The 14,003-nt window shown below is 56.9% G+C and carries 14 protein-coding genes; 3 read left to right on the top strand and 11 right to left on the bottom strand.

Annotated elements, in window-relative coordinates:
• The first annotated feature begins 58 nt into the window (after positions 1–58).
• Genes vfmH through OB87_RS03685 form a run of 3 tightly spaced genes read left to right on the top strand, consistent with a single transcriptional unit; the run spans position 59 to position 3,501 of the window.
• Entirely contained in the window at positions 59–1,462 is a 1,404-nt protein-coding gene (gene vfmH / locus OB87_RS03695) for a two-component system response regulator VfmH (protein WP_033568087.1), read from the top strand.
• On the top strand, positions 1,455–2,774 hold the full coding sequence (vfmI, locus tag OB87_RS03690; RefSeq protein ID WP_033568086.1) for a two-component system sensor histidine kinase VfmI: 1,320 nt from the start codon (positions 1,455–1,457) through the stop codon (positions 2,772–2,774). Before vfmH ends, vfmI begins: the two co-directional genes overlap by 8 nt.
• Complete coding sequence (locus tag OB87_RS03685; protein WP_235425230.1) at positions 2,743–3,501, top strand: 4'-phosphopantetheinyl transferase family protein; 759 nt, start codon at positions 2,743–2,745, stop codon at positions 3,499–3,501. Before vfmI ends, OB87_RS03685 begins: the two co-directional genes overlap by 32 nt.
• On the opposite strand, the gene OB87_RS03680 is transcribed toward OB87_RS03685, so the two are convergent.
• The 11 genes from OB87_RS03680 to OB87_RS03630 form a co-directional block, all read right to left on the bottom strand.
• Positions 3,489–4,136 (bottom strand): GIN domain-containing protein, encoded by a 648-nt coding sequence (locus OB87_RS03680; RefSeq protein ID WP_033568084.1) that lies wholly within the window; start codon positions 4,134–4,136, stop codon positions 3,489–3,491. The two genes, OB87_RS03685 and OB87_RS03680, sit on opposite strands and share 13 nt — an antisense overlap.
• A 281-nt stretch (positions 4,137–4,417) precedes the next feature.
• Positions 4,418–5,368, bottom strand: coding sequence for a beta-ketoacyl-[acyl-carrier-protein] synthase family protein (locus OB87_RS03675; RefSeq protein ID WP_033568083.1), 951 nt, complete (start codon positions 5,366–5,368; stop codon positions 4,418–4,420).
• Positions 5,369–5,375: 7 nt separating this feature from the next.
• Positions 5,376–6,248, bottom strand: a complete 873-nt coding sequence (locus OB87_RS03670) for a hypothetical protein (RefSeq protein WP_033568082.1) — start codon at positions 6,246–6,248, stop codon at positions 5,376–5,378.
• Positions 6,232–7,368 (bottom strand): acyl-CoA dehydrogenase family protein, encoded by a 1,137-nt coding sequence (locus tag OB87_RS03665; RefSeq protein WP_033568081.1) that lies wholly within the window; start codon positions 7,366–7,368, stop codon positions 6,232–6,234. Before OB87_RS03665 ends, OB87_RS03670 begins: the two co-directional genes overlap by 17 nt.
• A gap of 100 nt (positions 7,369–7,468) precedes the next feature.
• Positions 7,469–8,392 (bottom strand): 3-oxoacyl-[acyl-carrier-protein] synthase III C-terminal domain-containing protein, encoded by a 924-nt coding sequence (locus OB87_RS03660; protein WP_033568080.1) that lies wholly within the window; start codon positions 8,390–8,392, stop codon positions 7,469–7,471.
• A gap of 91 nt (positions 8,393–8,483) precedes the next feature.
• On the bottom strand, positions 8,484–8,996 hold the full coding sequence (locus OB87_RS03655; protein ID WP_033568079.1) for a hypothetical protein: 513 nt from the start codon (positions 8,994–8,996) through the stop codon (positions 8,484–8,486).
• A gap of 1 nt (position 8,997) precedes the next feature.
• On the bottom strand, positions 8,998–10,131 hold the full coding sequence (locus tag OB87_RS03650; protein ID WP_033568078.1) for an acyl-CoA dehydrogenase family protein: 1,134 nt from the start codon (positions 10,129–10,131) through the stop codon (positions 8,998–9,000).
• A complete protein-coding gene (locus tag OB87_RS03645) occupies positions 10,128–10,559 on the bottom strand; it encodes a VOC family protein (protein WP_033568077.1) in 432 nt (143 codons plus the stop codon). Before OB87_RS03645 ends, OB87_RS03650 begins: the two co-directional genes overlap by 4 nt.
• Before the next feature lie 81 nt (positions 10,560–10,640).
• Positions 10,641–12,173: an AMP-binding protein gene (locus OB87_RS03640; RefSeq protein ID WP_050515624.1), complete on the bottom strand. Its 1,533-nt coding sequence runs from the start codon at positions 12,171–12,173 to the stop codon at positions 10,641–10,643.
• Positions 12,154–13,698, bottom strand: coding sequence for an AMP-binding protein (locus tag OB87_RS03635; protein WP_033568076.1), 1,545 nt, complete (start codon positions 13,696–13,698; stop codon positions 12,154–12,156). Before OB87_RS03635 ends, OB87_RS03640 begins: the two co-directional genes overlap by 20 nt.
• Positions 13,695–14,003 carry an acyl carrier protein gene (locus OB87_RS03630; protein ID WP_033568075.1) on the bottom strand — a complete coding sequence of 103 codons (309 nt, stop codon included), beginning with the start codon at positions 14,001–14,003 and terminating at the stop codon, positions 13,695–13,697. The genes OB87_RS03635 and OB87_RS03630 overlap by 4 nt, the downstream gene beginning before the upstream one ends.

Here is a 14,003-nt window from a genome sequence, read left to right as displayed (position 1 = left end):
CCTGCCGAGCGGCCCATCAGTATAAAACCCAGTATGAACCCGCGTGATAAGGACCCATATGGCGGATAAGCAACATATCCTGATTGTTGATGATGACGCACATATTCTAGCCAGCCTGCAGATGTTACTGTCTATGGAGGGCTATCAGGTCACACTCGCTTCTGCCGTTGAGCAAGTGCCCGTTCAGTTGTCCCAGCATGACTTTGATTTGATCCTGATGGATATGAACTATCAACGGGATACCACGTCCGGGCAGGAAGGGCTGGTGTTGTTGGAAGAGATAAAGCGTTACGACGAATACCTGCCGGTGGTGGCGATGACCGGCTGGGGGAGTGTCGATATCGCGGTGAGCGCCATGCGGGCGGGCGCGGTAGATTTTATTCAGAAACCCTGGGACAACGAACGGTTGCTGAATGTGATTCGCCAGCAGATTTCCTTTAGCCTCAGCCAGCGTTCCGGCAAGCGATTGAAAGAAGAAAACAAACTGCTAAAGCTGGAACTGGAAGACAATTTTAATGGCGAGTGGGTGGTGGAATCCGCGCCAATGAAGCAATTGATGCGGATCGTGGAGCAGGTAGCCGCAACCGAAACCAATATTCTGATCTTGGGTGAAAATGGCACCGGTAAAAGCCTGCTGGCTCGGGTGATTCACCAGCTTTCTCCGCGCCGTGACGAGAACATGGTGTCGGTAAACATGGGGTGCATTAACGAAAACCTGTTTGAAAGCGAGATGTTCGGCCATGTGAAAGGTGCGTTTACCGACGCACGGGAAAGCCGCGTCGGGCGCTTTGAGTTGGCGGACAAAGGGACGCTGTTTCTGGATGAAATCGGCAATTTGCCGATGACCCAGCAGAGTAAATTGTTGCGTATTCTGGAAGAACGCTGTTTTGAGCGGGTTGGCTCGTCCCGTACGCTGAAAACCAATTGCCGTATTATTGCCGCCACCAACGCTGAACTGGGTATCAGAGTGGCGGAAGGAACGTTTCGTCAGGATCTCTATTACCGTCTTAACACCATTGAGCTACGCGTACCGTCACTGGTAGAACGACAGCAGGATATCATGCCACTGGCATTGAACTTCATTGACCGTTACGCCAGAAAATACAACAAATCGGCACCGGGACTCAGCCAGTCCGGACAGGCGGCGTTATCGGGATACCATTGGCCGGGTAACATCCGCGAACTGAGTCATTTGCTGGAGCGGGCGGTGTTGCTGTGCGGGGCGTCCCGGTTGAACAGTGACGATATTTTTCCGTCACTGCCTGGCGCGCCGCAAAAAGCGGCGAAAGCCGAGCCGGAGTGGGTGGCGTCTGAGGCGACGCTGGCCGATATTGAAGAACGCCTGCTTTGTCAGCGCATGGCGAAGTTTGAAGGCAATGCCATCAAGGCTGCCCATTCGCTGGGGCTGAGCCGTAGTGCGTTTTATCGACGACTGGAAAAATACAAGATTAACCATGAGTAAACTCGATTCCTCCTTTGAGCCGCCTCACCTGTTGTCATTCAATGTCGCAGCGATTGCCGGCTTGCTGGGTTATTTCCTGCTATGGCTGTTTCCCGACCAGTCGGTGTACCTGAAGGTACTGACGGTATTCATCATTTTTCTGTGCCTGGTGTACAGCAGCTTTACTTTCTCCGAGCGACTGAACGGCAAGATCCACGTTGTCTCCAATCTGCTGGAAGCGCTGGAGCAGGAGAACTTCAGCCTGCGCGGTGTGACCAAGGATAAAGGCGCGTTTGATAACCTGATCCGTCAGATTAACCAGCTCTCCGGCACGATGGCGCGCAGCCGTCAGCAGCAAAAAGAAACCTATTATGTGCTGCACAAGGTGATCTCCAATATCAATATCAGCGTGTTCGCGCTGGACGCGGAGCGACGCATCATCTGGTGCAACGACGCGGCGGCAGCGCTGGTCAACAAACCGCTATCACTGCTGGTGGGACAACCGGCAGCGGAGTTTGGACTGGAAGGGCTGCTGCAACAACCGTCCAATGCTGAGCCGGTCGACTGGCGTTTTCCCGGCACACGGGGCATGTTCCAGATTCGTCACGATTCCTTTATCGAAGACGGTCGGCAAAACCATCTGTTATTCATCAGCGACGTGAGCAAGCTGCTGCGTAACGAGGAACAAAAAACCTGGCAGAACCTGCTACGGGTGATCAGCCATGAAATCAATAACTCGTTGACACCAATTGCTTCCATCAGCCAGACGCTGTTGCAGGTGTTTCGTAAGGATAACCAGCATCAGGCGGCACCGGATTTGGTCAACGGTATGGAGATTATCAATAATCGCGCCCGCGAACTGATTACCTTTGTCGGCAGTTATCGCCAGTTGAACCGCCTGCCATCGGCCAATAAGCAGCGATGTGATATCGCCGGGCTGATGATGCAAATGGCGATGCTGTTTCCACAACGCAAACTGGTCTTTTCCGGGGATGCGCCGCAGCAGGTAATGGTCGATGCTAATCAAATGCAGCAGATGTTTATCAACTTACTGAAAAACGCGGATGAAGCGATGGAGCCCGGTGAGGGTGAGATCGTGCTGCGCTGGAAAGTGATTGCCCGGCAACTGCATATCGAGATTATCGATCAAGGCAAAGGGGTGGCGAATATCGAAAACCTGTTCGTGCCGTTTTATACCACCAAAACGCATGGCAGCGGCATCGGGCTGATTTTGTGTCGGCAGATTGTCGAAGGTCATGACGGGCACCTGACGCTGGAGAACCGTAAGGATGCAGAAGGCTGTGTCGTCAATATCTTCCTGCCACTGGGATGACCTGACGGCGAGAACATGGCCGTATCCCCACTGTATTGTGGTGCCGCGTGCGCAGCTGGCAAGCCCGGTAATTGTCACCCAGGCCCGTCAGGCCTGTGGTGTGTCGCCGGATGCGGTATTGCCACCTCGCCAGTTGGCGGAGGGCGTGTTGCGTCATCTGCTCGCCCCGCTGTGTCAGCAGGAGGCGACAGCGTTACGCTTTGAGCGTACCCCGCATGGCAAACCGTTTTTACCACAGCACCCAACCATTCAGTTCAACCTGTCGCATACCCATAGTGCCTTTGCCTTTGCTTTTGCGCGCCACAGCCCAGTGGGCGTGGATGTGGAAAGCTGCCAGGGTCAGGCGAGTCGTAAGCGGTCGATAGCCAGACGTTTTTTTCACCCTGATGAAGTCCGCTGGCTGGATGCGTTTGATGACACGCAATTCCTGCCTGCGTTCACCTGTTTGTGGAGCCGCAAAGAAGCCTATATCAAGGCGTTGGGTCTGGGGCTGCGTAAATCGCTGGCGTCGTTTAGTTGTCTGGCCGACGGTCAGGGAAGGCTACAGGTGGTGGATGATGGGCAGAGTAGCGATAGCTGGCTGGATGAGGCGTGGATTATGGGAGCGCCGCCGGTTGCGCTCAGCTACTGCCTGTTCCCCGCAAAATCGGTGGTGCCGGAGGCGTGGCGTGTGCTGATACTGCAAGACGACGCGCCGGGAAACAGCACACCGCCTCAGCAGCCGTGATGGTCTATCAGGCTGGCTAAGCCGTTGTTGGTATGAACCAGCGTATCCGGTGCGACCCGGACTCTGGCACCGGTGGTGACGGTTCCACTCAGTTGCTGCACGTGGCATAACCGTGCGTCTACACCCATGGCGATATTCACAACAGCTTCTCGCGCTGAAAAAATCGCTTCATGGGTATTGAAGGAGGAACCCATCGCCAGTGATAGGTCGAGCTGACGTGTATTGCCCGCGACATTGATCTCCGTGCCCATACTGCCGTCGACGCTGAATGTATCGGGCGAAACCGCGCAGGCGGGAACGGTCATTTTGACGCCTGACTGTGCCTTGACCGCATTAATCGGCGCACTGACAACGACAGTGATCGCCGCGCTGTGATCACGCAGGATATTGTCATCGCTGGAATGGTTTTCGATGACCAGACTCTGCCCCTGAGGGCGGATGACCAGCTTCTCCAGAACATCCTGTCTGGCGCTGGCCTCCACGCGGTATCCATTACCGCAAACCAAAGTGACGCTCAGGCCACGGCTGACATCCAATGTCGTAAAGGAGGGCACATCCAGGTTTTGCTGATCCGCCGGAGAACAGGCCGCCATCAATGGCAGCAGCGCCAGCGTGGAATAAAGTAACGCCTTCATTCCTCTCTCCCTTTTCCGTTGCTATCCCTGCTATGTCAGCCTGACGTCCTGTATCAGGAGGGAACCCGCGGCCAGCTTATCCTTGTCTGGCCGATACCCGTCTGATCATTCATCCGTTGTTCAGGCGGGGCGGTTCAGTTACATCCCTGTCTCTTATCGCCAGCACGCCAGCGAAAGCTTTCCCTGATGACTATTATGCATAGCGGAATTATCCATTTTTGTCTGAAATTGAGAACTATTCTGATAAATGCGGCTAAATAGTGCGGCAAGGCTGTGGCGGGTCAGAACGGCGCGTCAGCGTATCGGATTCGACAACTGCCGATCCAGGCCCCGAGGCCGACGGACAGCATGACGTGGGGCTTGCCGGACTGAATGGCCGGTAACGCAGCGGGTAGCAACAGCAGTGGGTCGACGGTGTAGCAGTGGCCGATATCCGGCATCAGACCCAGTGCAATGTTTTCCAGTGGATGTTGATGACGACGGGAATAATTGAGCCAACTTAACCGATTGACGTTGTGTGGCAACAGGTACAATTGGCGTCGCTCTGTGCTGCTTTGTCTGGGAAGCGCGCCTTGCAGGGCTGTGTTAACCATATCGTCATGGGCCAGATAGAACGCTTTCAGCGCCTCGATGCTGCCAAATAATCCCTCGTGGAACTCGGCGCGTTGTGCCATGAAGACCGACTCCAGTTGCAACCCTCCAGGCTCCGCTTCCAGCAACAGTGCCGCGAAGGCATCACCAGCAAGCGAACACCCCGGCACATAACGTTCTTGTACCGGGTAAGCTGCAAAGGTATCACCGGCAATGATAACCACCCGCTTCACCCGCGATTGCAACAGCAGCCGTTGAGCTAGCGACAGCGCCCAGAATAGCGTGGCGCAGTTTTGCTGGTCGAGTTCGTAGCAGGGGGCGTTATCGCGAATGAACGGATGTTCACGACCAAGTTGAGCCAGCCAGGGGTGCCGCTCCGCCGCCTGCACCGGCATACCGTGGGCGTAGATCAGCACGTCAGCCGGATGCTCGGGGTGCGGCGACTGACGCTGTAGTTCGCTGAGCAGCCGCTGGAACACCGAGGCCAGCGGCACATCGCTATCCAGTGCCGCCACCTGTTGAAAGCCAAACAGTTGCGAAAAAACCCGCGCTTCTGATGCACTGGCACCTGCGGCGCGAATAATCTCACTGGCGTTTAGTCTCTGCTCCGGCACCCAGGTTACAAAGCGGGTCAGGCGCACTATGACGCTACTCCCGGCATGATTCCACCCCCTGCAATGCGACGGCGCTGAGCTTGTCCTGATAATGAACCAGCAGTAGGTAGTCGCAGCCAGGCTGGTAATGTTCCGCCAGCGCCACAAACGGCGCGGCGCACACCAGGTGTGGATTGGTGGCGATACCGGTCAGTGTCGGTGGCAGTGCCGCCAGCAGCAGTGGTTCCGCCACCACGCATAAGCGGTCTTGCCGCAGCGCAAAGCGTTGGCATAACTGGGCGACGGTTTGCGCCAGGGTGGCGTCGGCCGCGGGCTGAGGATGGCGACAGAAACCCTGATAGCGCAGCGGCTGCTCATGGCAACTGACGGAAAACAGGCAGGCGTTGTTTTCCGGCGCGAGTGATTCAAGCAGAGTAGAGTGATACGGCAGGCTGCTCTGGTCGGCGATCAACAACAGCGAGTCATGGTCGTCGTCCTGCTGACAGTTGGCGATGCTGGAGAGCGCGAATAGTGCCGCATCCGGCCCGCGATCACTGATGGTCAGTGCCAGACAGGCCGGTAGCCTGAGCGATTCGATCACATAATTGATCACTGAACTGCCCAGATGTAAATCCGGTGTCCAGTGTGCCATCAGCACGCTGTCGATATGCGACAGATCGTTTCTGGCCCGATAAACGGGCAGCAACTGACCGATCATGCTGATGAACGATGTCAGGTCGCTGGTCCGGCTGCTGCATTGCAGGTTGGCCATCCGCTCATGCCAGTCAAGACCATTGCTGTCGAAGAACCGGGTGGCGTAGCTGTGCCAGTAATATTCCTGCGCCGGGCTGATCGCCTGCCGCGGCATACTGGCGGGCGACGCAAAGCGGCGGTGCAGTATCGACCGAGGGTCAAGATACGTGGGCACAGACGCCTCCCCTGGCCGTGTAGCAACGGAAACTGTTCATCAGATGAATATTGGCGGTGCCTTCCATGTATTCGAATGCCAGCGCGTCGCGACAACGGCGACGTAACGGTGCGTCTTCCAACCATGCCTGCTCGCCCAGCAGATGCGGCATACGGTGCGCCACCGTTTCCACGAACAGGGTGCAGCGCCGTTTCAACTGACTGGTGGTGTAGTATTGTGGTTGGCCGGACTGGTAGCGCGCGGCGATGTCCGACAGCTGCTGTCGCAACAGATGGTAAGTGCGCCACTGCTGGGTGCGCCAGCGTTGTTGTTCTGCGTCTAACGTGGTGTCGTCCAGCACGCGCAGCAGCCCGTAGGCGGTGCCGAGTGCCATCGCGCTGACCATCGGGCGATGGCGCTCAAACACTTCTCCCAGCGCAGCCAGTCCCTGATTCAGTCCTTTGCGGTCATAGCCCAGAATGCGATCCGGTGTGATCGGTAACCCGTTGATCTCGATCTCCGTCAGGTTAGAACCTTGTAGCCCGAACTGCTCAAGCGGCGTGATCGTCATATGCGCGCTGGCCTGCTGCGGCTCCACCATCACCAGTCGCTGGCGGTTGCCTTCGCGGGCGAAAACCAGCCCGACGGACGCCAGTTGACCCCCACCGATAAATTTCTTGCGGGCATTCAGCACGTAGCCGCTATCGACAGGCGTCAGCGAGGACGCGATCGATTGCGTATCGGAGCCGACTTCTGGCTCGGTGACGGCAAAAAACGCCCAGCAGGGCGGCTGGTTAAAACGGGAGAAGAAAAATGCCTGTTGCTCCGGTGTGCCCAACACCGTGACCGCTCGCGCCGACAGTGACGCACCGGGCAACATCATCAGGCCACTGGCATCAAAGCGGCTAAGGTACTCCAGCATGTCGATGTGATCGCTATAGTGGCAAGCCTGATAGTCCCAGCCTCGGAACGGAATGAACTCGGGCGGAATGCCAATGTAGGCGATGGTATAAAGCAACTCATCCTCAAGACAGGATAACGCCAGGCTACGATCGGATTCTACCTGACTGGCCGCCTGCCGTAATTTTTCGCCCAGTGCATCCAATTCTTTTAATACATTACTGAACGTAAGAGCCTTCATGTTCTGTCCTGTTAGTCGAGTCGCAAAAAATACCATTCGCACGATAATTATGTACCTTATCGGGAATAACCGTGGTGTATTGCCCGATATTGCGTTTTGGTTAGATCTTGATCAGTAACGATGAGTAGGTTGCGCCCAGCCCCACGCTGACCAGCAGCACGATATCGCCTTTACGCAGCCGTTGTTGTTGCTGCAATTGGCGCAGGTTGATAAACGGGTCGGCACCAAAGCAATGACCATAGCGCGGGACGTTTTCCAGAAAGATTTTCTCCCGTGGAAAATTCATTAACTGCGCCAGACGATGCCACGATGAGAGATTGACGTTATGGGGGGCGATCCAGTCAATACAATCAATGGTTATGCCCGCTTTGTCCAGTGCTGCCTGCAGGTGTTGGCAAGTAAAATCAATATAATGCTGGCCAAAGTCGGAGGCTTCGTGCTCGTCGGTGCCTTTTTGAATACTGAAGCGCCCATCCTGACCGGTATAACGGCTGAGGATTGTCGGGCCGTTACCCTGACGGCTCAACAACACGGCACAGGCGGCTTCGCCCATCAAGGTCGTGTCTTTGATCAGCCTGACTTTGGGGTGAAAGGCTTTTTCGCCGATCAGTATCAGGCCGAAGCTGTCGGGCGACAGTTGCTTCAGCAACCATTCTGCCGCGGTGAGCGGGGTGGCGCAGTGGCCCATGGTCAGGCTGGCGAACTCGGTCTGGGGTGAAAAACGCGCCAGCCAGGATGGCGTCTGGCTTACGGTTTCAAACACTCGTACACAAGGGACGGTATGGCAGTGCACAACATGGCTGATGGCGGCGAAAGCCTGCGGCTGGTTGTGCTGCATCTGGTCGACAACCGGCGTTAGCAGTTCATCCAGTGTGCCGGGGCCGCCGTGAAAACGACGTAACCCGTAAAAACGGTCGAACATACGGACATCAAGCCGGGTCAGGCCGACTTCCTGTGCAATCTCGTCCAGTGACTGTACTTCGGGTGGAAACGCGACTTCTATCGCCTCAATGTGTCCTAGCACACGCGCACTCCTGGCGGTTAGCGGGGTGAAAAAAGGTGAACCCTGTATCCGGCGTCATGATATGGCGGGTGTCATGGTGCGGCGCGACGGGCTAGCGTGGGTACAGCCGACAGTAACGGTAGACAACCGGTTCCGCATCGGCGCATGGGCTGATGCGACGCAGCGGATCGCTCAGATAGAGCACGGCACCATCGTGGTCCAGCAACGTACCGGCCAAATCACGCTCGGCCTGTATCCGCCCTTGCGCCTTGATCCCCAGACTGTGATGAAAACCTGGCGCGGCATAGAGCAGGCTTTGCAACAACGGCGTGCGGAACTGGAGCGGTGCGCCGTAATACTCGTAGAGCAGGACGCTGTTGGCATGATTGGCGCAAAAATGGCGGCAGAGCGCAATAACGTTGGTGTCATGCAGGCCGAACTCGTCACTGTGGACGGGTTCATGCAGAAACCAGGGCATCGTGGGGTCGGCGTGGTTGAGGACAAACCAGGGAGACAGCAGAGCATGTTGTTCCGCTGTTAACGGTGTAGCCCGCGTTTCCACCGCCAGACTGCCGGTTTCCTGCACTATTGAACGGCTAACGGGGAGCCGCGCTGGGTATGCCATGCTACGCCCCCCGATAACCGTGGTTAATCAGGTGGATAAAGGTAGTGCCTTCGGTGTACTCAAAGGCTTTTACGTCACGCCAGGCTTTTGCCAGACGCGGATATTCGCCCAGCGCGGCGGGTGGCGCATGATGAATGACCGACATGACCACCTGTTCGGCCACTCGGGTGGCGGTGATTTTCGCCAGTCCGGCGTCGCGTCCACAGGTTTCCCCTTGCTCGAAACGCGTGCAGACCATGCGGGCTTGCGACATGGCCGCCTGCAACTGTCGGCGGGCTTTCAGCAACCAGGCGGCGCGGGGTGTGGCCCAGCGTTGTTGCAGGGCGAGGTCGAGTGCGGAACGGGCGACGCCGAGCGCAATCGCGCCGACGCAAGGGCGCAGTGAGTCGAAGGTGACCATCGCGGAACGGGCAAAACGTTCGGTCGGTCTGAGATGTTGCCCCAGTAGCGCGCTGTCCGGTACAAACAGATCCTGAAACCTCAGATGTGACACGTTACAACCCGGTACGCCGTTGATCGGGATACGTTCGGCGAATACGCCATTCTGATGGCGTGGCGAAAAGGTGAACACATTGATGCCGAGCGGGCCGGATGCGGTGCGAGCAAACAGCACGCCGGTATCGGCGATGACACCATTACCGATCAGATACTTCTCGCCGTTGATCAGCCAGCCGCCGTCTACCTTAACGGCGCTGGTCTGGATTTGTTGTGCATCGCTGCCCACTTCCGGCTCGGTCATGGCAAAGCAGCTCCAGGTCAGCTCGCGGCTGAACTGGGAGAAGAACGCATCCCGCTGTTCCTGGCTGCCCATATTTTCTACCACCAGCGCCGCCATGCCGGGCCCCGGTGCGGCAAACAGCACGTTGGGGTCAATGTAACCAAAGGATTCGTAAGCTTCGCACCGTAGCGGCAACGGCAGCGCTCGCAGGGCGACACCATCGTCCTCCAGCCAGCAGGTCGGCCGATAGTCGGCCGGTACGCCTAGCGTATTGAGCATCGGTGCCAGCGAATATTGCGCAGTAAGCCGTGCTTTCTCTGGGGCGATATCTATTTGCCCACCCAGATGGCGCCCTTCGGGCAAGGTATCTTCAATCAGGCGTTTCAGCGGCTCAAGGAAAGGGTCGTAATCATTCACGCGGTTTCTCCTTGTGCGATCAGACTGGTGCTGCCGGACATGATCTCCATGATGCCCGCCTCCGGTTTATACAAGTGGCTGGCCAGCGGCCCCTGTGGATAGGCATGAAACGGGCGCGTTAGCGCCAGCCAGCCATCGCCACGTAACTGCTGATATTTTTTATCGAAATCATCCACTTCAAAGCAGATATGGTAGGGCAGGCAGTCTTTGTTTTCTTTGTTCAACATGCCACTCAGCAGCCGATTTTCCGGTAGTGGCTCCACCAGTTCTATCTGCATATCGTGGTGAGCGGTGTTCATGAAGGTGACGTAGATCTGCTGCGCGCTGACTTTTTTGCGGTGCACGATGATATGCGGGAAAAAAGTCGCCATTGCCGCAATAGTGGTATCACTATTTCTGACGATGTATCCAACATGGCTGAATTTCATGACTTTTCCCCCGTCAATACCGTTTGTATCAGACTACCGGCGACAGAGGTTTTTTTTTATGCCTGCTTGCAGGTCGTACCGCTAATTTGGCGACGCATAATGCGGTGCGTTTTTTGTGTCGGTTTCGAATTGCCGCATCAGCGCCTGGCGATCGGTTTTGCCATGCAGTGTCAGCGGAAATGGGCCGGTGAACCGAATGATACGTGGCACCATATAAGCGGGTAGCCGCTGCGCCAGCTCGCGGCGCAGGCTGTCGCGTCGCTCGTTGGTGTCGGGTGACAGATGTACGAACAGCACCAGCTCCGTTACCCGGTTATCCTGCTTCTCGACAAGGATAATGGCTTGCTGTACGCCAACCAACTGGTTGGTTACGGTTTCAATTTCGCCGATTTCTATCCGGTTTCCCTGCCATTTGATCTGCCCGTCGTTGCGGCCTTTCACAAACAGGTTACCTTGCGCGTCGAGGTAGCCGAGATCGCCGGTGTGGTAGCAACGTTGTCCTTGTCGCCAGTTGAACAAGTGATTGCGTGGGTCTGGTTCTGGCTGGTAACCGGGGCTGATTTGCGGCCCGAGAAGTACAATTTCGCCCGATGTTCTAGCGGGCAGTGGTTCACCGCCTTCATCCACAATTATCACGCTGTTGTCGCCGCAAGCTGGGCCGAGCGGCAGGGGTGGCACGGCAGGCAGATTGTCCGGCGTTATGCGGGCCGCGTGCGTCATACAAGCCGCTTCGGTCGGGCCATAGCAATGCAGCAGGGTTGCCTGTGGAAAACGTTGGTGAAGCGTCTGCACCAGAGAGGGCAACAGCGCTTCTCCGCCGATAGCGATATATCTCAGGTCGGGCAGGGTTTGCTGACAGAACCAGGCATCCGAGCACATCAGGTCAAGAAAGCCCGGTGTAGAAAACCAACTGTCGATCCGAAGCGTTGGCTGTGTCAGTAACGACAGGTTTTTGCGCGGACGAATATTGTTGATGTGGTCCAGCATCGCCAGCGTTTTGCCTGCCGCCAGTGTCAGGAAAACATCCATGATACCCAGATCGAACGACAGGCAGGCGTGATTAACGTGTACGCCGCAGCCTGACTCGTGCAGCAGCGGCAGTGCCCAGTGCGCGAGCGCGCCGTAGTTCCCATAACTGATTTTCACCCCCTTCGGCTCGCCGGTGCTGCCGGAGGTGGTCAGGATATAAAAGAGTTGTTCTGGCGTCGGTATGACTGCCGGGAGTAGAGGGCTACCGTCTGCCAGACTGGTCGTGGAGATAATCGGTACTGACAATGCGGGAAATGTGGTACGTGGTTCACACGTCAACAGTACCAACTCGGCCTGCACCATCGCCGCGATACGCTCGATACGGGCGGACGGGTTGGCGATATCGACGAAAGTGAAGGGAATGGCTTCAAACGCGCAGGCTAGCATGGCGGCAGCGGCGTCTACCTGTTTGTGGCCGTAAATCATTACACAACGCGGCGTGTGTTGGCGTAGCACCTGACGAATGCCTTCCACCCGGCCTCCCAGTTGCGCAAAGGTATAGCTGCCGCTGTCGTTGACGAGAGCAAGATGCTGCGGGTTTTCCCGCATCTGTGTCTGAATCGGATTAAGAACTGACGAAAACATAACGTTTGCCTTTGTCGAGCGCCTGCCGGGTGATGTGATGGCGATCCAGCTTGCTGTTGTGGTTGAGCGAAGCATCGTCCACCGGATACCAGAATTTGGGCACCATATAGAGTGGGAAATAGCGGCGCAGATAAGCCGCCAGCGCCGGGAGAATATCCCTCTGGCTGGACAGGATAAACGCCTGTAGTCCCTGAGGGGTGCCGTGTAACAGCCAGGGAGTGACGATCGCGTCCTGTACCTGCGGGTGTTCCCGCAGCGCGTTTTCGATGTCGCTGAGGATGATACGGTAGCCCTGAATTTTGAGTTCGCTGTCTTCCCGCCCATGAAAATAGAGCAGGTTATTTCGCAGCGAACCGATGTCACCTGTGCGGTAACGGCGAGTACCGTCTGGCTCGACGACGAAACGTGCCTGCTGGACCGGGGGCGCGTTCAGGTAGCCTTCGCTGACCGCCGGGCCGGTGATGATGATTTCTCCGCGTTCGCTGTTCTCCGGGGCGTTGATGTGCAGCGCGACGCCGGGGCGTACATAGCCGAGCGGCAGCGGTGCGTCGTCATCCAGCATGTCAGGCGTAATATCGCAGGCGGTGACCGCGACGGTGCACTCCGTCGGGCCGTAGGTATTAACGATGCGACAGCCGGGAAATGCCTGCCACAGTGCGCTGACGAGCTCTTTTGTCAGCACTTCACCGCAAAAGATAAAGGTATTCAGCTGCGGCAGGTTGTCCTGCCGAAATTCCCGATCTCTCAGATAATTACGGGTCAGTGATGGCGTGCTGACCCAGGTTTGTACCCCGGCGTCGGCATGACGGGCGATCATTTTGCGGGTATTAATGAAATCGCGGTAGTCCAGCACCGAAAGCGGCTGAAGATAATGCCATGCCAGCCACAACTCATATTGGGAAACGTCGAAGCAGTAGCGAATGTTGCCGCTGATCGGGCCGGGGGCGGGAAATGCGTCTGCCGCCCAACGAACAAAATGCGCCAGATTGGTGTAGCTCACCCGGATGCCTTTAGGAGCACCGGTGGTGCCGGAGGAAAACATAATGTAGGCCACGCCCCCGATTGCGTCGCGGCCGAACGCCTGCCCCATCCGGCGGCAGTGCTCGTCCAACGGAGTGGCGGGCGCATCGCATAATGCCGTTGAAACCGCCAGCGTGGGAATACCGATATCAGGTGCCGCCTGACCGGTGGTGTTAAGCAGCTGGCTGGCCTGAATACTGTCGGCGATAAAGCGCAGGCGCTCGACGGTATTGTCAGTTTCAACCGGTACGGCCGGATGACCGGTCAGCAGGCAGGCCCACCAGGCGATCAGGCAGGATGCGTGCTTGTGGCCGTAGATCAACACGGGGGAACGCTGACGATGCCCACTGGCTTCATGCTGAGCCTGCAACTGTGCCGCCAGCGCCAGCGCACTCTGATAAAGCTGGTGGTAGCTCAGGTCGCCTTCGGTGTGATGGCAGGCAGCGGTGCGCACGCCGTTAAAGCGGGCGAACACGGTGGTCAGGTATTGCCACGACGCGATCATGCACAAGGGATGTGGTGCTCCAGCTGTGAGTGAATGAAGCGGCCGAGCGAGTCAATGGTACTGATCTGCTGGCTGTCCAGCGTTACCGGGTCGATAGACAAACCTTCGATCATCTCTTCCAGATACATCATCAGTTCGATGAAGATGCCGCTTTCGAACCCTAAATCCCGCTCCAGATCGGTGTGTGGATGCAGTTCCGACAGATCGTCGGTTTCCAGCACCATACCAATCGCCGTGACGATCTTCTGGTAGTAAAAATCCGGGCGGTAGCCGGTTTGGGGTGCGTAATCTGTATTGAATGACAT

The organism is Dickeya undicola (genome assembly GCF_000784735.1).
In the GTDB taxonomy this organism is placed as follows: domain Bacteria; phylum Pseudomonadota; class Gammaproteobacteria; order Enterobacterales; family Enterobacteriaceae; genus Dickeya; species Dickeya undicola.
Note: the sequence above shows the minus strand (reverse complement) of the source record. Positions and strands in the feature narration are given on the sequence as shown.